The sequence below is a fragment of the Nocardiopsis sp. EMB25 genome (assembly GCF_026797795.1).
GTDB lineage: Bacteria > Actinomycetota > Actinomycetes > Streptosporangiales > Streptosporangiaceae > Nocardiopsis > Nocardiopsis lucentensis.
In genome coordinates, this window is sequence record NZ_JAMTDN010000001.1 from 6,318,492 (window position 1) to 6,338,645 (window position 20,154).

13 protein-coding genes are annotated in these 20,154 nt (G+C 69.8%); 11 read left to right on the top strand and 2 right to left on the bottom strand.

What is annotated here, in order from left to right; genetic code table 11:
* The first annotated feature begins 71 nt into the window (after positions 1–71).
* The 3 genes from KIK06_RS28155 to gatA are packed head-to-tail and all read left to right on the top strand — an operon-like array spanning position 72 to position 4,019.
* Entirely contained in the window at positions 72–2,183 is a 2,112-nt protein-coding gene (locus tag KIK06_RS28155; protein WP_268645717.1) for a putative bifunctional diguanylate cyclase/phosphodiesterase, read from the top strand.
* A 42-nt stretch (positions 2,184–2,225) separates the two neighbouring features.
* On the top strand, positions 2,226–2,525 hold the full coding sequence (gene gatC, locus KIK06_RS28160) for an Asp-tRNA(Asn)/Glu-tRNA(Gln) amidotransferase subunit GatC (protein ID WP_026127522.1): 300 nt from the start codon (positions 2,226–2,228) through the stop codon (positions 2,523–2,525).
* A complete protein-coding gene (gene gatA, locus KIK06_RS28165) occupies positions 2,526–4,019 on the top strand; it encodes an Asp-tRNA(Asn)/Glu-tRNA(Gln) amidotransferase subunit GatA (protein WP_268645718.1) in 1,494 nt (497 codons plus the stop codon).
* Between the two features lie 329 nt (positions 4,020–4,348).
* On the opposite strand, the gene KIK06_RS28170 is transcribed toward gatA, so the two are convergent.
* Positions 4,349–5,563: a thioester domain-containing protein gene (locus KIK06_RS28170; protein ID WP_268645719.1), complete on the bottom strand. Its 1,215-nt coding sequence runs from the start codon at positions 5,561–5,563 to the stop codon at positions 4,349–4,351.
* A gap of 367 nt (positions 5,564–5,930) precedes the next feature.
* Positions 5,931–7,121, bottom strand: a complete 1,191-nt coding sequence (locus tag KIK06_RS28175; protein WP_268645720.1) for a thioester domain-containing protein — start codon at positions 7,119–7,121, stop codon at positions 5,931–5,933.
* A gap of 283 nt (positions 7,122–7,404) precedes the next feature.
* On the opposite strand from KIK06_RS28175, the gene gatB reads away from it, so the two are divergent.
* The 8 genes from gatB to ilvN all read left to right on the top strand — a co-directional run bounded on the left by gatB (position 7,405) and on the right by ilvN (position 20,091).
* A complete protein-coding gene (gene gatB / locus KIK06_RS28180; protein WP_268646236.1) occupies positions 7,405–8,901 on the top strand; it encodes an Asp-tRNA(Asn)/Glu-tRNA(Gln) amidotransferase subunit GatB in 1,497 nt (498 codons plus the stop codon).
* A gap of 325 nt (positions 8,902–9,226) precedes the next feature.
* Positions 9,227–11,932 carry a putative bifunctional diguanylate cyclase/phosphodiesterase gene (locus KIK06_RS28185; RefSeq protein WP_268645721.1) on the top strand — a complete coding sequence of 902 codons (2,706 nt, stop codon included), beginning with the start codon at positions 9,227–9,229 and terminating at the stop codon, positions 11,930–11,932.
* Positions 11,933–12,197: 265 nt separating this feature from the next.
* Complete coding sequence (locus KIK06_RS28190) at positions 12,198–12,569, top strand: DUF6507 family protein (protein ID WP_017598151.1); 372 nt, start codon at positions 12,198–12,200, stop codon at positions 12,567–12,569.
* Between the two features lie 108 nt (positions 12,570–12,677).
* Positions 12,678–15,791: a hypothetical protein gene (locus KIK06_RS28195; RefSeq protein ID WP_268645722.1), complete on the top strand. Its 3,114-nt coding sequence runs from the start codon at positions 12,678–12,680 to the stop codon at positions 15,789–15,791.
* On the top strand, positions 15,788–16,678 hold the full coding sequence (locus KIK06_RS28200) for an immunity 49 family protein (protein ID WP_268645723.1): 891 nt from the start codon (positions 15,788–15,790) through the stop codon (positions 16,676–16,678). Before KIK06_RS28195 ends, KIK06_RS28200 begins: the two co-directional genes overlap by 4 nt.
* A gap of 488 nt (positions 16,679–17,166) precedes the next feature.
* On the top strand, positions 17,167–17,526 hold the full coding sequence (locus KIK06_RS28205) for a hypothetical protein (RefSeq protein ID WP_268645724.1): 360 nt from the start codon (positions 17,167–17,169) through the stop codon (positions 17,524–17,526).
* A 262-nt stretch (positions 17,527–17,788) separates the two neighbouring features.
* The gene (locus KIK06_RS28210) at positions 17,789–19,549 is read left to right on the top strand and encodes an acetolactate synthase large subunit (protein WP_268645725.1); all 1,761 of its coding nucleotides are present in this window, start codon (positions 17,789–17,791) and stop codon (positions 19,547–19,549) included.
* Positions 19,550–19,566: 17 nt separating this feature from the next.
* Positions 19,567–20,091 (top strand): acetolactate synthase small subunit, encoded by a 525-nt coding sequence (ilvN, locus tag KIK06_RS28215; RefSeq protein WP_026127525.1) that lies wholly within the window; start codon positions 19,567–19,569, stop codon positions 20,089–20,091.
* Positions 20,092–20,154 lie beyond the last annotated feature (63 nt).

Here is a 20,154-nt window from a genome sequence, read left to right on the forward strand (position 1 = left end):
AACCTCGACACTCAGGAGCGGCGGTGCCACCCGTGCCGTCGTCCTCCGCGTCCCCCTCACGAGGACCACGGATGAAGGACCCCATCAGCACCAGGGACATCGGTCCCCGCGTCGGGACGCCGCTCTGGCTGTACATGGCGAGCACCATGCTCGCCGGACTGGGCCTGCTCGTCTTCGCCAGCCTCGAACTCGGCCTCGCCCAGCTCCAGGCGCTCATGTCCGAACCGCTCCTGTGGGTCCTGCTGTGCATGACCATCCTCGGGGAGCTCAGGCCCATCTCCATGCCAGGCCAGCCGCCCAACAGCGGCACGCCCACCTCCCTGCCCTTCTCCTTCGCCGTCGTCCTCTTCTTCGGACTCCCCGTCGCCGCGCTCCTCCAGGCCGTCGCCACCGGGGTCGGCGGGTTCGTGCGGGGCCACGCCCCCCACCGGACCGCGTTCAACGCCGCCCAGTACACCCTGTCCCTGGGCGTCGCCGACGCCGTCCTGCGCCTGCTCCTGCCCGCCGTCCTGGACGTTCCCTGGATGCCCGACGGAGGCGAACTCCTCGCCGTCGCCGCTGCCGGGTCCGCCTACTTCGTGGTCAACCGCGTCCTGGTGATGTGCGCGGTGGCCATGCACGAACGCTCACCCCTCGCCCAGGTCATGTACAAGGGGATCGGCCAGCAGGTCTACGTCAACGGCGTCCTGCTCAGCCTCGCGCCGCTCGTCGTCACCGCCATGACCCACTCCGTGCTGTACGTACCGTTGTTCGCCGTCCCCCTCGGCGCCCTCTACACCAGCGCCCAACTGTCGGTGAAGCGCGACCACCAGGCCAACCACGACGAACTCACCGGCCTGGCCAACCGCACCCGGCTCACCCTCCGCGCCCGCCAGGAGATCGGCCACGCCCAACAGCGCGGCCGCAGGGTGGGCCTGCTCCTGCTCGACCTCGACCGGTTCAAGGAGGTCAACGACACCCTCGGCCACCCCACCGGCGACCGCCTCCTCCAGACCGTCGCGCAGCGGCTCACCCGCAGCGTGCGCCCCGGCGACCTCGTCGCCCGGCTCGGGGGCGACGAGTTCGCCGTCCTGCTGCCCAAGGTCCGAGACACCGCCTCCGCGCGGGAGGTGGCCGCCCGTCTGCGCGACGCCCTCGCCGAACCCGTCCGGCTCGACGGCATGGACTTCGACCTGGCGGCCAGCATCGGCATCGCGCTCTTCCCCGACGACGCCCCCGACTTCGAGCTCCTCATGCAGCGCGCCGACGTCGCCATGTACGTGGCCAAGAGCGGACGCACCGGCGTCGAGTCCTACGACCCGGGCAAGGACCGCAACTCCACCGCGCGGCTCAGCCTCTTCAGCGAGCTGAGGCGCGGCCTCACCGAGGGCGCCCTGGAGATGTACTACCAGCCCAAGGTCTGTCTCACCGACGGGCGCCCGGTCGGTCTGGAGGCCCTGGCCCGCTGGCGCCACCCCTCCCGAGGGCTGCTCGCCCCGGAGGAGTTCATGCCGGTCGTCCAGCAGTCCAACCTGTTTCGCGCTTTCACCGGCCAGGTCCTCGACACCACTCTCGCCCGCGTCGCGGACTGGCGGGAGGGCGGGATCGACCTGCCCGTCTCCGTGAACCTGAGCATGCGCGAACTGCTCGACCCCGCGCTGCCCGACACCGTGGCCGCCGCGCTGCGCGACCACGGCGTCCCGCCCGAGCAACTCGTCCTGGAGCTCGGTGAGCAGGCGCTCATCACCGACACCGAGGCCGCCACCGCCGCCGTGCGCGCGCTCCGCCGCCTGGGCGTCGGACTGGCCCTCGACGACTTCGGCACCGGCCACTTCACCCTCGCCCAGCTCGCCGGGCTCCCCCTGGACGAGGTGAAGATCCACGAGTCCTTCACCACGCGGCTCACCGACGACTCCGACAACGGCCACACCGTCGTGCGCGCCGCCATCGCGCTGGTCCGCGCCCTGGGAATGAGCGCGACCGCCGAGGGTGTCCAGACCCGCGAACTCGCCCAGGCGGCCCGCGACACCGGCTGCCACACCGCCCAAGGGCACTACTTCGCCCCCGCGCTCGCCGCCCGGGACGTCACCGGGTGGCTCGGGGGACGGGGCCGCGGCGTCCCGTCCGGGACCTCCGCCCGTCACCACTCCGCACGTCGGCGGTTCCTTCCCCGGTCGGCACCGGGACCGGTCACGGAGCCATAGGATTGGGGCGGTACACCAACGTCCGCCGAAGAAATGGTTCTGATGACCGCCATCACCCGCGATGAGGTCGCGCACCTCGCCCGGTTGTCGCGGCTGGCGCTCGACGAGGGCGAGCTCGACACGCTCGCCGTCCAGCTCGGTGACATCCTCACCGCCGTGGCCAAGGTGCAGGAGGTCGCCAAGGGCGACATCCCGCCCAGCTCGCACGCGCTGCCGCTGACCAACGTCTACCGTCCCGACGAGGCCCGTCCCTGCCTCACGCCCGAGCAGGCCCTGTCCGGGGCCCCCGCGGTGGAGGACCAGCGCTTCCGGGTACCGCGGATCCTCGGGGAGGAGGAGTAGATGAGCGAGGTCGTCAGTCTGACCGCCGCCGAACTCGGCGCGGCCATCCGTTCGGGTGAGGTGTCCTCGGAAGAGGCCACCACGGCCTACCTGGACCGGATCGGGTCCGTCGACGAGGAGATCGGCGCCTTCCTGCACGTGGGCCGTGAGTCCGCTCTCGCCCAGGCCCGCGCCGTGGACGCCCGCCGCGCCGCCGGCGAGGAGCTGGGCCCGCTCGCCGGAGTCCCCGTCGCGCACAAGGACGTGTTCGCCACCAAGGACATGCCCACCACCGCCGCCTCCAAGATCCTCGAGGGGTGGCAGCCGCCCTACGACGCCACGGTGACCGCGCGACTGCGCGAGGCCGGGCTCGTCATCCTGGGCAAGACCAACATGGACGAGTTCGCCATGGGCTCGTCCACGGAGAACTCCGCCTACCAGGTCACCCGCAACCCATGGGACACCGACCGCATCCCCGGCGGCTCCTCCGGCGGCTCCTCCGCGTCCGTGGCCGCGTTCGAGGCGCCCCTGGCCACCGGCACCGACACCGGCGGCTCCATCCGCCAGCCCGCCGCCGTGTGCGGTCTGGTCGGCGCCAAGCCCACCTACGGCGGTTCCTCCCGGTACGGGATGATCGCCTTCGCCTCCTCCCTGGACACCCCCGGCCCGTTCGCGCGCAACGTGCTCGACGCGGCCCTGCTCCACGAGGCGTTCTCCGGCCACGACCCGCACGACTCCACCTCCATCGACGCGTCGGTGCCTCCGGTCGTGGACGCCGCCCGCGTGGGCGACATCGACGGCCTGCGGGTCGGCGTGGTCAAGGAGCTGGACAGCGACGGCTTCCAGCCGGGCGTGCGCCAGCGCTTCCACGAGACCATCGAGCTCCTGGAGTCCCTGGGCGCGAAGGTCGTGGAGCTGTCCTGCCCGAGCTTCGACGCGGCGCTGTCGGCGTACTACCTCATCGCCCCCAGCGAGTGCTCCTCGAACCTGGCCCGCTTCGACGCCATGCGCTACGGCCTGCGCGTGGGCGACGACGGCACGCGCAGCGCCGAGGAGGTCATGTCGCTGACCCGCGCCGAGGGCTTCGGCGCCGAGGTCAAGCGCCGCATCATCCTGGGCACCTACGCGCTGTCCAGCGGGTACTACGACGCCTACTACGGCAGCGCGCAGCAGGTGCGCACGCTCATCAAGCGCGACTTCGACGCCGCCTTCGAGAACGTGGACGTCCTGGTCTCCCCGACCACGCCGACCACGGCGTTCCCCATCGGCGAGCGCTCGGACGACCCGATGGCGATGTACCTGGCCGACCTGTGCACGATCCCGTCCAACCTGGCCGGGAACGCGTCGCTGTCGGTGCCGTGCGGCCTGGCGCCCGAGGACGGCCTGCCCGTGGGCTTCCAGATCATGGCTCCGGCCCTGGCCGACGACCGCACCTACCGGGTGGCGGCGGCCGTCGAGCGCGCACTCGCCGAGCGCGACGGCGACCTGCTCGCCCGCAGCCCCTACGCGGTTTAGGGCCTGTCGCTCGGAACGGTCACCCGAGGGGTGTCGTTCGGGCACCCGAACAAGGTGTGTGTCGAGCCGTCAGGCGTCGGTTGAGGGTGGCCGCCCCGCCGCGGAGCGGTTCCCGTACGTCGGGGTCTGAGTGTGCCCGCCGTGTCCGACACGGCGGGCACACGCGTGTTCGGGGGCCGGTCCGGCCCCACGGCCGCTGACGCGGAGCCCTCGCACGGGCGAGGGCCCGCCCTCGTGAGTGATCACGCGGACGGGCCCTCGTGCGGGCGACCGTTCACCGGTGGCCCCGGACACGGGCCAAAGCGAAGCGGAGGCCCCAAGGGGCACGGTCAGCCCTCCAGGGAGTCGGTGCTGTTGGCCTTGCGCTTGCGGCTCAGGTAGATCGCACCGGCGCCGGCGCCCAGGGCGGCGACACCGGCGGCGACCAGACCGGCCAGAGCGCCACCGGTGACCGGCAGGGACGGCGTGTTGTTGTCGTCCGGGGTCGGGGTGGGGGTCGGCTCCGGCGTCGGCTCCGGGGTGGGAGTCGGCGCCGGGGTCGGCTCCGGGGACGGCTCCGGGCTCTCGCTCGGGCTCGGCGAGGGCTCCGGGGACGGCTCCGGAGCGGCGGTCCAGTCGACGGAGGCGGAGGCGGACACCTCGACCTCGCCCTCCTCGGCGGTGATGAGGGTCTGCGTCTCGACCTCCTCGCCCTTGAACAGGCGGCCGGTCTGCACCGTGGCGCTGGCGGACAGGCTGAAGGAGGCGGAGCCGTCCTCGGCGTCCTCGGGGACGGAGAAGCCGACGGTGTCGCCGTTCTCGACGGCGTTCACCTCCTCACCCGACTCCAGGTCGACCAGGTCGACGCCCTCGGGGACGTCGGAGCCCAGCTCGACCGGGATCTCGCCCTCGAAGCTGGTCTCGACGAGGAACTCGCCGACGGTCTCGCCCGCCTGGCCGGAGGCCTCACCCGGCGTGATGCTCAGCGTGGCGTCGGGCTCCTCGCCCTGGTTGAGGTCCACGGCGTTGCCGATGAGGTACTCGTAGATCGCCGTGGTGGCGGGCTCGGCCCGGGTCAGGTCGGCGCCGTTGCTGAAGTGCCAGATGGCGGCCTGGGTGGCGGAGAGCGCCTGCTTGTCGGAGACGCGGCCGGGGGCTCCGGCGGCCTCGGCCAGCTCATCGGTGCTCACCGCCGGGTAGCCGTTCTGGAGGACCCAGTGCACCTTGGCGGGCTCGGCGAAGTCGCCCTTGCCCGGGTAGTTGGCCCAGGCGTCCTCGCGGTACCAGGCGTCGCCGCGGATACCGGTCTCGAGGTCGATGCAGTAGGTGGTGAGCGTGTTGCCGTTCTCCAACTTGAGGTTGAAGAGGCTCACCCGGGTGCGGTCGTCGTTCATCCAGATGGTCTCGCCGCTCTCGGCGTTGCCCACGTACTGGCCGCGCACGGAGCCCTCGTAGGGTTCCGGCTCGGCCGCGGCGGGGGCGGCCAGGCCGAAGGCGAGCAGGCCCGCCACGGTGGCCGAGAAGCCGGCCCGGGCGACGGAACGGGGGAAAGTCAGGTCAGTCAAATTGTGTCCCGGTGTGTCTAGGGGTTACCGGTGGGCCCGCCTGTGTGGAAACGGGGGGTGGAACGGGCACGGCCTCCACGGACGGCGGGCGGGACGAGTCTTCGGGGGTCGTCGCAGCCGTCTGGGGCGATCACCGGACGGTCCGGAAGCGTGGCACCGCTGTCCGTGGGGTGGACGCGTCATCGGTGTGGCGCCAACGCGGGAGCGGGCCGCGTTCGTCGTGGAATGTCTGCCGCGGGTCGATACTAGCGACCGGCTCCGCCTCTTCCAACCCACTCCGCCGATTTTGTCCGTGAATCGGACGCGGACAAAAACCCTCGAAAAGTGTCCTGATCACGACACGCACCGGATATGCGCGGAGACCGGTTCAGTTCCGGCGCTTGCGGCCCAGAACGAGGATGATCAGGCCGGACACGACCAGCGCACCGGCGATGATCAGCAGCCCCGACAGCCAGGTCCCGGTTCCCGCGAGGTCGTCGTCCGCGCTGTGCTCCCGCGGCTCGTCGGAGGGCTCGTCGGAGGGTGTGGCGTCGGGCACCACGACCGCGGAGTCGTCCGTGCCGGCGGCGGACTCGGGTTCGGGCACGGAGGGCGCGGGAGTTGCGGGTTCGGGGCTCGCGATCTCCTCGGGTTCCTCGGAGTGCCAGGTGAGGGTGGCCGCCGTCGCGCGCGCCGCCGTCCCGGGCTCCGCGGTGATCAGCGGCTGCGTGCGCACTCCGTCCCGACCGGTGAACAGACGGCCTTCGGGCAACGGCACGTCGTCTCCGCGCACGTGCAGGGTCACCACCCCGGCCGGGACCGACGGGTCCACGTCGAGGTAGACCGACTCCCCGTCGTGCACCCGGCGCACCTGTTCACCGTCCGCGTCGACCAGCCACGACGCCGGAGCGCCCCGCACCGCGACGCGGACGGGTTCCGTGCCCGAGCTGGTCACGGTCAGCGGGCCCAGGGGCTTCTCGGGCGCGACGGTCTCCAGCTGGGTCGGACTGATCTTCAGGGACGGCGCTCCGGAGTCGTCGGGCGCGTCCTCACTGCCCGCGACGAGGTACTCGTACAGCGCGGTCACGGCGGTGTCGTTGGCGCCGGGATCGAGCTCCACCCCGTCCAGGACGTGCCACAGGGCGGCCTGGGTGCCCGCGATCGCCTGGCGTTCGTCGAGGAAGATCGTCTCCGAGGCCATGGCCAGGTCCGCGAGCGCCACGTGGGGGTAGGAGTTGGCGACCACCCAGGTCGCTCGGTCCACCGAGTCCGTCACCGCGTCGATTTCGGTCCACCGCGTACCGTCGTCCCACGCTGACTCGACGTAGGCGGCGCGCTGGCGCACCTCACCGTCCGCTTCGGCCGTGTAGGCGCTCACCGAGGCGCTGTCGGCCACACGGAGACTGAACAGGGCCGTGGGGACCTCGGTTCCGTCGGAGAGGACGATCTCGTTGCCCTGGACGGGGTCGCGGTCCACTCGGGAGAAGTCCTCGGCCAGAGCCGCGGGGGCGCCGCTCAGACCGCCGACGAGGGCGGCCGACGTCAGTACGGCGGCGCACCGACACAGGATGCTCCACACGCTCACATGCTCCCCGGAAAAGGACGGCGGACCCGGAGCCCGACCGACGAAACCATGATCTTGGACCACCCAGACTAACGGCCCGGCACCCTCCGTGACGGGGTGAGGGCCGGACAGCGGCACAATCGTGTGCCGGCCGTGACATCCGTGCCGCACGGACGGGCGGGGTACCCCCGTACCCTCGGTAGGCTGACCTGGAAGGTATGTCCTCTACGGAAACGGGTTTGCGGCGATGGCCCACGCGGTAACTCCCAGCACTGCCCCGAACAGCGGCCCCACTCCGGTGGCCTATGAGCAGGCGCTGGCCAAGTACGAGCCCGTACTCGGCTTGGAGACCCACATCGAGCTGGGTACCGCCTCCAAGATGTTCTGCTCCTGCCCCACCGCGTTCGGAGCGCGACCCAACACCCAGGTGTGCCCTGTCTGCCTCGCGTTGCCCGGCTCGCTCCCGGTCGTCAACCGAAAGGCCGTCGAGGGCGCCATCCGGCTGGGTCTGGCGCTCAACTGCTCCATCGCCCCCTGGGGCCGGTTCGCCCGGAAGAACTACTTCTACCCGGACATGCCGAAGAACTACCAGATCTCCCAGTACGACGAGCCGATCTGCGTCGACGGCCACCTCGACGTGACGGTCGACACCCCCGAGGGGCCCCGCGTCTTCCGCGTCGACATCGAGCGCGTCCACATGGAGGAGGACACCGGCAAGACCTCCCACGTGGGCGGCGCCACCGGTCGCATCCACGGCGCCGACTACTCGATCGTCGACTACAACCGGGCGGGCATCCCGCTGCTGGAGATCGTCACCAAGCCCATCACCGGCACCGGCGAGCTCGCGCCGCTGGTCGCCCGCGCCTACGCCGCCGAGCTGCGCGACCTGGTCCGCTCCCTGGGCATCTCCGACGTGCGCATGGAGGAGGGCTCCATGCGCTGCGACGTGAACGTGTCCATCAACGAGCGCGGCGCCGACGAGTGGGGCACCCGCAGCGAGACCAAGAACGTCAACTCCCTGCGCTCCGTCGAGCGCGCCGTCCGCTCCGAGATCGAGCGCCAGGCCGGTGTGCTGGACGACGGCCAGAAGGTCGTCCAGGAGACCCGCCACTTCCAGGAGAACACCGGCCGCAGCATCTCCGGCCGCTCCAAGGAGGAGGCTCAGGACTACCGGTACTTCCCTGACCCCGACCTGGTCCCCGTCGCCCCCTCGCAGGAGTGGATCGAGGAGCTGCGGGCCACTCTGCCCGAGCTGCCCGCCGCCAAGCGCGCTCGCGTGCGCGCCGAGTGGGATCTCACCGACACCGAGCTGCGCGACCTGGTCAACGCCGACGCCATCGACCTGGTCGAGGCGACCGTCGCCGCGGGGGCGCCGTCGGCGGAGGCCCGCAAGCTGTGGCTGAACGAGCTGTCCCGCCGCGCCACGGAGCAGGAGGTCGAGCTGGCCTCCCTGCCGATCACGCCCGGCCAGGTGGCCCGGATCATCGCGCTCGTCGCCGAGGGCACGCTCACCAACAAGCTGGCCCGCCAGGTCGTCGAGGGCGTCCTCGCCGGTGAGGGCGAGCCCGACGCGGTCGTGGACGCCCGCGGCCTCACGGTGGTCAGCGACGACGGCGCGCTCGGCGCGGCCGTCGACGAGGCGATCGCCGGCAACCCCGACGTCGCGGAGAAGGTGCGCGGCGGCAAGGTCGCCGCGGCCGGCGCCCTCGTCGGCGCCGTCATGAAGGCGACGCGGGGCCAGGCCGACGCCGGCCGCGCCCGCGAGCTCATCCTGGAGAAGCTCGGCGCGAAGTGACCCGTACCGGGCGTGCGTCGGGGAGACCGGACGCACGCCCGTTGACCACGGAGTGTCATCGCTCTGACGTCAACTCTCTGTCGGTCCTCAATCGCTGTGTGACCTTGGTTGCGTAGGGTGGCCGAACACGGGGGTGTGCGCCCTCCCGGGCCGTCGGGCGCCGGTTCGCCGCGCTCCCCCGGGGTGCGGACGGCGGCCCGAGGTGTCGGACGCCGCACCGCGCCCAGAGTCGATCGACACGAGGTTGGTGCCCCATGTCCGAGGAGAGAGCGCGACGGCGGCCCGACGCCGCACATTCCGCGCCCCGCGCCCGGGGAGGCCGCTGATGGGCGGTAGGGCACGCCAGTTGTGGCTGGTCGGTGTGGGGGCTCTGTTCCTGCTCCACGCCGCACTGACGCTCGTACCCATCTCGACCTGGACGCTGGCCGCGGCTCTCGGGGAGTGGCCGACGACGATCGCGGCGGGCGCGGCCGGGGTGTCCCTGCTGTCCGCCTCGCGTCGCTGGGCGGCCAACGGCACGGACCGGGGAGCGCAGGCTGACGGCGCCGACGGCGCGGCCGCGCTCCGCAACCTCGCCTTCGCCGCGTTCGCCTGGTGCCTGGGCGGTCTCACGCACGGGATCACGGGTCTGCTCAGCTCGGGATCCGTGTTCTCGCTCACGTTGGGTGATCTTTTCGCTCTCACCGCGTTGCCACTCTTCGTAGTCGGATTCACCAGGTTCGCGCCGTGGCCGGGCGGGCTCCGGACCGCCCTGCGGCACATCACCGACAGCTACGTGTGCGCGGCCGCCGTGTTCTCCGTCGTGTGGCTGCTGATCTTCGCTCCGCTCTACCAGGAGCTGGGGGAGGGCGCCGGGTTCCTCGGTTTCGCGCTGGTCTATCCGGTCGCCGACATCGTCGTCCTGTGCCTGCTGGTGCCCCTGGTGTTCATGTCGCCGCACAGCACGCGGCGCGCGGTCCTGTGGGCGATCGGTTCGCTGATCCTCATCGCCGGGGCGGACCTGATCGGAGCCATCACCCGGCTGACCGGCCCGCCCGTGGCCGGGGGGATCGAGTACCCGGTCAAGCTCCTCGGCTTCGCCGTCCTGGGCGCGCTGCCGTGGCTGGTCGAGCACCGCCAGGCCGCGACCCCGCGCCGGATCACCGGCCGGGGCCTGTACCGGTTCGCCCCCGAGCTCGCCGCCATCGGCGCCCTGTTCGTGGCCACCGTGGTCCTGACGGTGGCCGCGCTCGGGCTGCCCGGGGTCGCCGCCGTCCTGCCGCTGGCCGCCGGAACCGCGGTGGTCGTGCTGCTCGTCCGCGTCGTCGGCATGTTGGAGGAGAACTCCACGCTGGCGCGCATGGTCCGCAACCGCGAGGGGCACTTCCACGAGTTGGCCCGTAACAGCGGCGACGTCATCCTCATCGTGGACCGAGACGGTGCCGTCCACCACGCCAGCCCGGGCACGGCGGAGGCCTTCGGCTACCGGCTCGAGGACGTGCTCGCCGCCCCGGTCACCGCGCTCATCCACCCCGAGGACCTGTCGCGCACCCAGGCCGTCACCGACCTGTTCACCGGCCACGGGGGCAGGGGCGTCCACCTGCGACTGCGTGTGCGCGCCGCGGACGGGACGTGGCGGCACACCGAGTCGACGGTCTCGCTGTACGAGCAGCCGGGCGAGCCCGCGCGGCTCCTGGTCACCACCCGCGACATCAGCGCGCAGGTGGCGCTCCAGGACGAGGTGGAGCACCTGACCTTCCACGACGGCGTGACCGGGCTGCCCAACCGCGCCTACCTGGAGGAGCGGGCCAGCGACGTGCTCGCGCACCGGGCGATCAGCGATGAGTCCGCCGGGGACATCGCGGTGATCTTCCTGGACCTGGACGGCTTCACGGCCGTCAACGACTCCGCCGGGCACGTGCGCGGCGACCACCTGCTGGGGCAGGCGGCCCGCAGGCTCCGCGGCGAGCTGGAGTCCTCCGCGACGCTGGCCCGGTGGGGAGGGGACGAGTTCGCGGTCCTGATCGAGGGGATGCCGCGCGCCCAGCGGGTGGTGGACCTGGCCGAGCGCCTGGGCAGGGCGATCGCCTCCGAACCGTTCCAGGTCGCAGACCGGCGCATCGTCCTGACGGCGAGCATCGGCGTGGCCTTCTCCGAGCCCACGACCGACAGCGGGGAACTGCTGCGCAACGCCGACGTGGCGATGACGCGCGCCAAGGAGCGCGGCGCCGGCCACGTGGAGGTGTACGCGGCGCACATGCACGACACGGTCGTCTCCCGCCTGGAACTCCAGATCCGGTTGCGCGAGGCGCTCGCGGGCGGTGAGTTCTTCCTGGAGTACCAGCCGATCGTGGACCTGGGCTCCTCCCAGGTGACGGCGGTCGAGGCGCTCGTGCGCTGGAACCGCGACGGCGAGACGGTCGGCCCGGACACCTTCCTGGGCGCGGCAGAGGAATCGGGGCTGATCGTCCCCCTGGGGGAGTGGATCCTGCGGGAGGCCTGCGCGAAGGTCGCCGTGTGGCGGGTCTCGGACTGGGAGATCGGCCTGTCGGTGAACCTGTCCGCCAAGCAGGTGCTGTCGCCGCGCTTCGTGCGGACCGTCGAGGAGATCCTCACCGAGACGGGCCTGCCCGCCGAGGTGCTCACCCTGGAGGTGGACGAGGACGTCCTGCTGGGCGACAGCGCCGAGGCCGTCGAGCGTCTCGGCGAGCTGCGCGCGCTGGGCGTACGGTTGGCCATCGACGACTACGGCATGGGCTACGCCTCGCTGGCGCACCTGCGCGAGCTGAGCGTGGACGCGATCAAGATCGACCCGTCGTTCATCGCCGACCTGGGCCGCGACGACACGGTCACGCTGCTCACCCACACCATCATCCAGCTCGGGCGCGACCTGGGCGTCCAGGTGGTGGCCGAGGGCATCGAGCGCCCCGAGCAGCTCGAGCAGCTGCGGGGGATGGGCTGCGACCACGGGCAGGGCTTCCTGGTGGCCCGCCCGATGCCCGCCAGCGGCGTCGAGGCGCTCGTCGGCGGCGAGGCGGGCGCCAACCTCTAGGCGCGTGTCCGGAACCGGTCACACCGCGTTCCGGTCCCGACGGGCACGGCCTCACCTCGAGTGACGTCTCCGGTGGCTCCTGCCCGTGCTCACTGTGGGCGACATCGCGGGCGACAGAACCTCCGAAAAACTGACAAAGTTGGAACCATCCCTACGTTCCGTGCCGTCGAAAACGCGTGAAGTCGTCGTGCCGCACGCGTGTGCGAGGTTCGACGCCGAGGAACGCGGCCGTCCCGATAGCCGGTCAGATGAAGGAGGAGTCCACGTGTCCGGTTGGAACATCTCCCCCCAGGAGGTCGGGTCCGTCCTGTCAGCGACCGCCGCCCACCTCGGCGAGGAGGGCGGCTCCGACGGTCTGCTCGGCCAGATGGACCGCATGGAGACCGACATCACCCAGGCCAGCACCCACATCAACAGTTCCCCCGTCTCCTTCGCCCTCGGCGAGTTCGCGGAGTACTACTTCGGTCTGATGGGCGACATGCTCAGCCTGACCGCCAGCGCCCTGGAAGCCACCAGCGAGGCCACCACCGCCTACGTCGAGGGCAACACCGAGATGGCCCTGGAGGCCCAGCGCAACGCCGGGGAGGTCCCCGAGCCGGAACCCCCCACGAGGCCGGGCAACGCGCAGATCGTCTGACCCCCGCCCCTGCCCGGACCCCCTCGCCCCCTGCCCGAAGGACCCCTGGTGCCCCCTGCCGACAGTCCCGCCGCCGGTGCCCCGCTGACCATCGAAGAGCAGCGAGGCATGCTCACCGACAGCGACGGCAAGATCAGCCCGTACCTGTTCCCCATCCCCACCTCCTCACCCGACTACATCGAGACCCTCGCCTCCCGGCTGCGTACCTGCGGTGGAAACGTCGCCGACACCGGCAACGACATCAACGCCTCCTGGGGCGACCTGACCGGCTGCTACCACGCCCCCGAGGCGGAGGAGCTCTACTCCGTCCTGCGCCCGGTCGCCACCGACGGCGACACCGTCTCCGAGGGCCTGGAGGCAGCCGCCAGCGCCTTGGAGGACTTCGCGGGGGAGCTGCGGGAGATCAAGTCCGACTGGAGGGCGCTGCAGGCCGACGCCATCGAGTTCCGCAACAGGATCGATTCCGAGGGCGACGAGTGGCGTGAGGCCGAAGGGATCAAGGGGTTCTTCGGGATCGGGGAGAGCCCCAACGTCGCGGAGAACGAGGGGTACGTCACCCGGGGCGAGGGCCTGATCGAGAGGTACGCCGAGGCCGAACTCGACTGCGCCAACGGGATCAACGCCGACGTTCCCGGCCGCACCAGCTTCGAGGCCATACCCGCGAACGGCGAGCTCGACTCCGACGTGTTCTACCACGGCTACGAGCAGGACCTGTCGGAGCTGGCCACCGAGTGGGGCGTCGAGGAGGCCACCACCGACGAGCACTGGTGGGTGGATGTGGGCGCCGCGGTGGGCGACTACGTGGTGGGCGCGGTCGAGGACCTGGGCGCGATGGTCGGCGCGCACAGTTCCGAGGGCTGGTTCGAGATGTCCTGGGGCGACGCGATGGCCGAGCAGTGGGAGAGCAGCGCCCAGTCGTTGGCGTCGCTGGTGGGGATGTACGACGCCGAGTCCGATGACTGGGGCTGGGCCGGGTGGGGCACCGTGGGGTCGGCGTGGAAGGACGCCGCGCACGCGGTGGTGCCGTGGGAGGAGTGGGGTGAGCGGCCGGGGTACGTGATCGGCACGGCGGTGCTCAACATCGGGGTGACGGCGTTGGGTGCGGCGCTGTCGGCCACGGGTGTGGGCGCGGCGGTGGGTGTGCCGCTGATGGCCTGGCGGGGCGCGTCCATCCTCAGCAACATGGGCGGGAGCCGGATCCCGGACGTGGATATCCCCGACGTGGACCCGCAGGGGATCGGCGTCAACCTGAACCTGCCGAACTTCGCGGGGGGTTCTCGGGAGCTGTTCCGGCTCGATCTGTCCGGTCTCGATCTGAGCAGGCTGAGCCCGCAGCGGTTGACGGACGTCAAGGGTGCGGTGGAGCGGCTGGTGGCCCGGTTCGGCCCCGGGGGCGGAACCGAGGGGACGGAGACCCCCGGCGGGCCGTCCACCCCGCGGACCGTGGCTGACGACGGCGCGGAGGCGACCGACACCCGTCACCACCGGCGCGGTGCCTCGGATGAGGATCCCACCGCCCAGGACCTCCAGGACGCCCTCACGTTGCAGGACGTGCTCAACCCGGCGTCCGAGTTCTCGACCGAGATGCGGGACCAGAACCAGGGTGACTTCCTGGTGAATGCCGTCCACCCCGATCCTGATGGCCCTCCGCCGAGTCGGGAGGCCTTGGAGAGCGGTTTCGGTGATGGGCCCGAACCCGACAACGCGAGGGTGCGCGCGGGGGTGGGCGGCCGTGGTGACGACGCGCTGACCGCGGCCAGGGACACCCCCAGGCCCGTATCGGAGCGCCTGGTGGACGTGACCAGCATCGGTGACCGCGGACACGACGGCGACCGTATGTCCGACAGGGGCGTGGACAGAGCCTTCGAAGCGATCGTGCGTGATCGTACCCCGGACGCCACCAACAGGGTGGATGAGACCACGCCGAGGGGCCGCGACACCGATCAGGACGACGGCACCGACCGTTCTCCGGACTCGCGGACCGACGGTGAGCGGACATCGACGGACTCCATGGGGCGTGAAGGCTCCTCAGACGGTCCGACGCTTCGCCGAGTCTTGGACCCGGGTGACTCGGATGCTCCCACCCCGCGACGCGGCAGCGGCGACGACGACAGCGGCAGTGATGGCAGCGCTGGTGACCCCGACCCCGACCCCGACCACGTGCCGAGGCGTGGCGGCTGGCACGACGCGACCAACGAGGAAAGGCTCGCGGCGGCTCGTCCGTACATCGGAGACACGGTGTGGACCAACGGGAAAGACTTCGTGAACGACATCGTGGACCTGGTGAACAGGCACGACGAGTTCCGTGAGATCTACTATCGTCCCACTGACGGGAACAAGTGGAGGGCGGACTCCATGATCGGCGAGTGGGTCATGCCGATCATCAAATTGGACCCGAACACTGGAAAATGGTACTCGACGCAAACTCTCCCTTCGGCCCCGAATCCTAAATATATCGGCGCCAGGATCGACGGGACGGCGAAGACTCTCCCGCAGAAGGTCAAAAGATACCTCAACAGGCTCTCAGCCGCGCGCGACAGCTTCAACACGAGCTCCCTGAAGAGAGAGAAGCTACTCACCGCGAGGAAGAAATTCTTCGCGAACAGGGAGCCTGGCTCGGAAAACAACCTGGTCGCCAATGCGGAGTCTGAATACTCGGAGGCTCAGGCTAGAAGGACCAAGGCTGCCGAGAGATACGGTGAGGGCGCTGCACGACGGGCGGTCGAGGAGAATTTCAACGGCAGGACGAAGGTCGAATACCGAGAAGTCGTCAATGGCAAGGTAGTCAAGAAGAAGTTGACCCTCCCCAAGATCGTTCCGGATCCGGAGACCGGCGGTCCCATCAAACCCGCGAGTGCGGCTCCAGGGAGTGGAAGCGACCAGTTCGATCAGATCTGGCGAGCCGAAGACGCTGACGGGAACGAATCCTTCGTCGTCGTCGAGGCAAAGAGCCGCGCTGACACCAGGCTTGGTGAACGCGAACTAGAAGAGAACGGGGTGGTGACCAAGAAGGTCAAACAGGGAACAAGGGAGTACTTTGAAAGCATCCTTGAGGAGATGAGACTCAGAGGGGGAGAGGAAAAGAAGCTTGCGCGAGAAATCAGGCGCGCTCTGCGAAATGACAGGGTTCACTATGTGGTGGCAAGGGGCAATCCTGATGGTAACATGCACGGGGGGCACAGTATGAGGATGTTCAATATCACGGGAAGAGACATCCGATGAACCACAGGATTTTCCGGCATGATCTGAGTCGACCTGACTATGTAAACGATGCCGAAGAGCGCGCCGAGGAAACAGAGGAAGAGGCGGCGTCGCTCGAAACCCATCCACAGTCAGTTGACATGTCGCTCTCGCCGCTCTACCTCAATGCCCGGATCGATCTCGTCCTGGATCCAGAGGCAGTGAAGCTTGGCACATGGGAGTCCTGGGTCGGAGCCATGCAGGTCCACCACGCCATGTTCGTGATGACCACGAGACCCGAGGGCACCCCGGTCGAGTTCCTGGTCAACCACAAGATCCGTAGAACCACCGCGATCGGCCCTCGGTACTGCGCGAACGCCAGCAACTGGCTCACCGCGTTCGCCTTGGCCATGACCTGCCGCGACGAGAAGCGGTGGACGGAGCTGTGCGAGATCCCCGTCGACTCTCTCCGGGAGTGGGGCGAGAGCGATGGCGCCCAGTACGATCCCTACGTCTACCACTGGATCGCCGCCATCCAGGCGTTCCTCCTCAACCGCTCCGATCTCGCTGACGAACTCCAGGCGGCTTTTGAACTCTCCGACCCTGGTGTCGTCAGGTACGGATCGGAAGAGGCCGTGAACAAGGTCATATTCCCCCCGATGAAGGTCTTCCTTCAGCTTGTCGGCAACGAACCTGAAGAGTTCAACTCAGCGCTTGCTGAAGGGCTCGAACTCTGGCGCGACTACTTCACTTCGGATGAGAAACGCGCCAAGAGTATCAATGGCGCTATCCCTCTCCTCCTGTTGGCCTTCGCCTGTATGGCCTATGACATCAGCCAGCATGACCCCAGCTTCCAGCTTGAGGTGGAATCTGACTTCCTTCCCAAACACATCGTCCAGAACAGTTGGTACGGCCAGTTCCCGATCTGATTTGGTCTGGAAAAAGCTCCAGCAGGAAGCAGAGGGACGCGCCACCGAGTGAGTTGAACGGCGCCCACCAGGGTCGCCATCCCGTGACTCCTGGGAGAACACCACCGGTTCGACCGGACCGGGCGCATCGGGAGACGGGGAGTCCGCTGCATCTCGGCGCCCTGGGCTTCGTCCTCGACCGGCCCGGGCGGGGCGAGGCGCTCCTCACGGAGGCGCACGTCCTGGAGGTGGGCGAAGGCGTCCCGTCGGGTGGCAGTGCCGAGACTGTCGAGCGCCGCCTCCGTGGGCGCGCGCCCGGGAATCGGCGACATACCCGGGCGTTACGGCGTTCGCCCGCGCGGATGTCGATGTACTGGCTACGTTTCCGACATGCCCTCGTCCCGACACGGGTTCCCCCTCGGCCTGCCGCGGAACGCCCCCGGCTTCGCGGCGGAGCTGCTCCGAGAGGCCATCGGGAGGCCGCGGCCCTGGGATCTCCGGAGGAGACCGTGAAGCCGCGCGACGACGAGTTCAGGACCGAGTTGATCGGCCGTCCCTTCCGCGAGGGCGAGGCCCTGGGCCTCATCGGGGCGATCATCGGGGTTCTGGAGGTCCGGGACCTCGAAGTCGGCGACGAGGTGCGTCAGCGGATCGCGGTCATGGCCGACCGCGGGACACCGCGTGTCTGGAGCCGTCGGGCCGCGGAGATGGAGTCTGCCGAGGACCTGTTCCTCCGACCTTCGCGGGGACCGTCCACGGGCTGGACGGGTCCGACCTCCAGCGTGTTCTGCGTTACACCGGTGCTGGTGCTTCGCCGGGTTTGCCCTGTTCAACGCCGCAGCGTGTCGCATCGTCTGGTCGGATGCTGACATGACTGTCTCGCATAGTGAGACAATGTGTCGATCTTGTTGACGCGCGGCCACTCCTTCGGCCACTGTTGTGATCGTGCAGAACAACTCCCTGATTCTCGTACTTGGTCGGCGCGCAGCCCACTGAGTTACTTCTGCTGCGCGCCACCCCTCAACCGCCACCGGGCGGTGGGGGTTTTTTTATTGCCACACCAGGCGTTGAGTCAGACCCACCAAGCCAGAGCCGCTGTACCGCTCTGGACCCTCGCTGAAGGATCTTGAGATGACCGAGCAGATGACCGGCGCCCAATCGCTGATCAGGTCACTGGAGCACGCCGGCGTTGACACTGTCTTCGGGATTCCCGGTGGCGCCATCCTCCCCGCCTACGACCCCCTCTACGACTCGGCCAAGGTGCGCCACATCCTGATGCGCCACGAGCAGGGAGCGGGCCACGCGGCGGAGGGATACGCCTACGCCACGGGCCGACCCGGGGTGTGCATGGCGACCAGCGGCCCCGGAGCCACCAACCTCGTGACCCCCCTCGCCGACGCGCACATGGACTCGGTTCCCATGGTCGCGATCACCGGCCAGGTGGCCTCCCCGATGATCGGCACCGACGCCTTCCAGGAAGCCGACATCTGCGGCATCACGATGCCCATCACCAAGCACAACTTCCTGGTCAGCGACGTCCGCGACATCCCGCGCACGGTCGCTGAGGCCTTCCACATCGCCTCCACCGGCCGGCCCGGCCCGGTTCTGGTCGACATCTCCAAGGACGCCCTGCAGGCGTCGACGGACTTCGTCTGGCCCGAGCGCCTCGACCTGCCCGGCTACCGTCCGGTCACCAAGCCGCACGGCAAGCAGGTCCGCGAGGCCGCCCGGATGATCAGCGAGGCCAAGCGCCCCGTGCTGTACGTGGGCGGCGGCGTCCTGCGCTCCGGAGCCTCGGCCGAGCTGCGGGTCCTGGCCGAACTCACCGGCGTTCCCGTGGTGACCACCCTGATGGCCCGGGGCGTCTTCCCCGACAGCCACCCCCTGTTCGTGGGCATGCCCGGCATGCACGGCGACGTCGCCGCGGTCGGCGCCCTCCAGAAGGCCGACCTCATCGTCGCCCTGGGCGCCCGCTTCGACGACCGGGTCACCGGCCGCCTGGACAGCTTCGCCCCGGACGCCAAGATCGTCCACGCCGACATCGACCCCGCGGAGATCTCCAAGAACCGCCACGCGGACGTGCCCATCGTCGGTGACTGCCGCGAGGTGCTCGCCGACCTGGTGGTCGCGGTGCGCGCCGACCAGGAGAAGGGCCGCGAGGGCGACTACGCCGCCTGGTGGAGCCAGCTCAACCGGCTGCGCACCACGTATCCGAAGGGCTTCGAGGAGGCCACCGACGGCAGCCTGTCCCCGCAGGCCGTCATCCAGCGGCTGGGCAAGATCGCCGGCCCGGAGGCCACCTACGTCGCCGGTGTCGGCCAGCACCAGATGTGGGCCGCCCAGTTCATCGACTACGAGCGCCCCGGCGCCTTCGTCAACTCCGGTGGCCTCGGCACCATGGGCTTCTCCGTCCCGGCCGCGCTCGGCGCCAAGGTCGGCGACCCGGACCGCGTGGTGTGGTCGGTCGACGGCGACGGCTGCTTCCAGATGACCAACCAGGAGCTCGCCACCTGCGCCATCGAGGGGATCCCGATCAAGGTCGCCGTCGTCAACAACGGCAACCTGGGCATGGTCCGCCAGTGGCAGACCCTGTTCTACGAGGGGCGCTACTCCAACACCAACCTGCAGACCGCGCCCAAGGACGAGAAGGTGCGGATTCCCGACTTCGTCCGCCTCTCGGAGGCGTACGGTTGTGTCGGTCTGCGTTGCGAGCGCCCCGAGGACATCGACGCCACCATCGAGAAGGCCATGGCCATCGACGACGTCCCGGTCGTCGTGGACTTCACCGTGAACCACGACGCCATGGTCTGGCCGATGGTCGGTCCCGGTGTCAGCAACGACAACATCCAGTACGCGCGCGACATGGCGCCGAACTGGGAACACGAGGACTAGGAGAGGCCCGAACCACCATGAGCAGTCACACGCTTTCCGTTCTGGTGGAGGACACCCCGGGTATCCTCGCACGTGCCTCCTCCCTCTTCTCCCGCCGCGGGTTCAACATCGACTCGCTCAGTGTCAGCACCACTGAGTACGCGGGCCTGTCCCGGATGACGATCGTGGTCAACTGCGACCTCCACCCCTTGGAGCAGGTGACCAAACAGCTCAACAAGCTGGTCAACGTCGTCAAGATCGTGGAGATGGACACCACCGCGTCGGTCCAGCGCGAGCTCCTGCTCGTCAAGGTCAAGGCCGACGCGTCCAGCCGCACCCATGTGCTTCAGACGGCCGAGCTGTTCCGCGCCCACGTCGTGGACGTCAGCCCGGACGTCGTCGTCATCGAGGCCACCGGTGATCCCGAGAAGCTCGATGCCCTGGTCAAGAACCTGGAGCCGTTCGGCATCAGGGAACTCGTCAAGTCCGGTCTGGTCGCCCTGGGCCGCGGGCCCCGGTCGATCACCGACCGCTCCCTCCGCGCGGTCGACCGCAGCGCCTGAGTCCGCGGGCACCGGACCCACGCGCCGAGCCCGAGACACGAACGTAAGAATCAAGGAGTAACC

Excerpts from the sequence above, each read along its gene's own strand:
- KIK06_RS28155 (WP_268645717.1), top strand. The coding sequence starts at position 72 with ATGAAGGACCCCATCAGCACCAGGGACATCGGTCCCCGCGTCGGGACG.
- gatC (WP_026127522.1), top strand. The coding sequence starts at position 2,226 with ATGACCGCCATCACCCGCGATGAGGTCGCGCACCTCGCCCGGTTGTCG.
- gatA (WP_268645718.1), top strand. The coding sequence starts at position 2,526 with ATGAGCGAGGTCGTCAGTCTGACCGCCGCCGAACTCGGCGCGGCCATC.
- KIK06_RS28185 (WP_268645721.1), top strand. The coding sequence starts at position 9,227 with ATGGGCGGTAGGGCACGCCAGTTGTGGCTGGTCGGTGTGGGGGCTCTG.
- KIK06_RS28195 (WP_268645722.1), top strand. The coding sequence starts at position 12,678 with ATGCTCACCGACAGCGACGGCAAGATCAGCCCGTACCTGTTCCCCATC.
- KIK06_RS28200 (WP_268645723.1), top strand. The coding sequence starts at position 15,788 with ATGAACCACAGGATTTTCCGGCATGATCTGAGTCGACCTGACTATGTA.
- KIK06_RS28210 (WP_268645725.1), top strand. The coding sequence starts at position 17,789 with ATGACCGAGCAGATGACCGGCGCCCAATCGCTGATCAGGTCACTGGAG.
- ilvN (WP_026127525.1), top strand. The coding sequence starts at position 19,567 with ATGAGCAGTCACACGCTTTCCGTTCTGGTGGAGGACACCCCGGGTATC.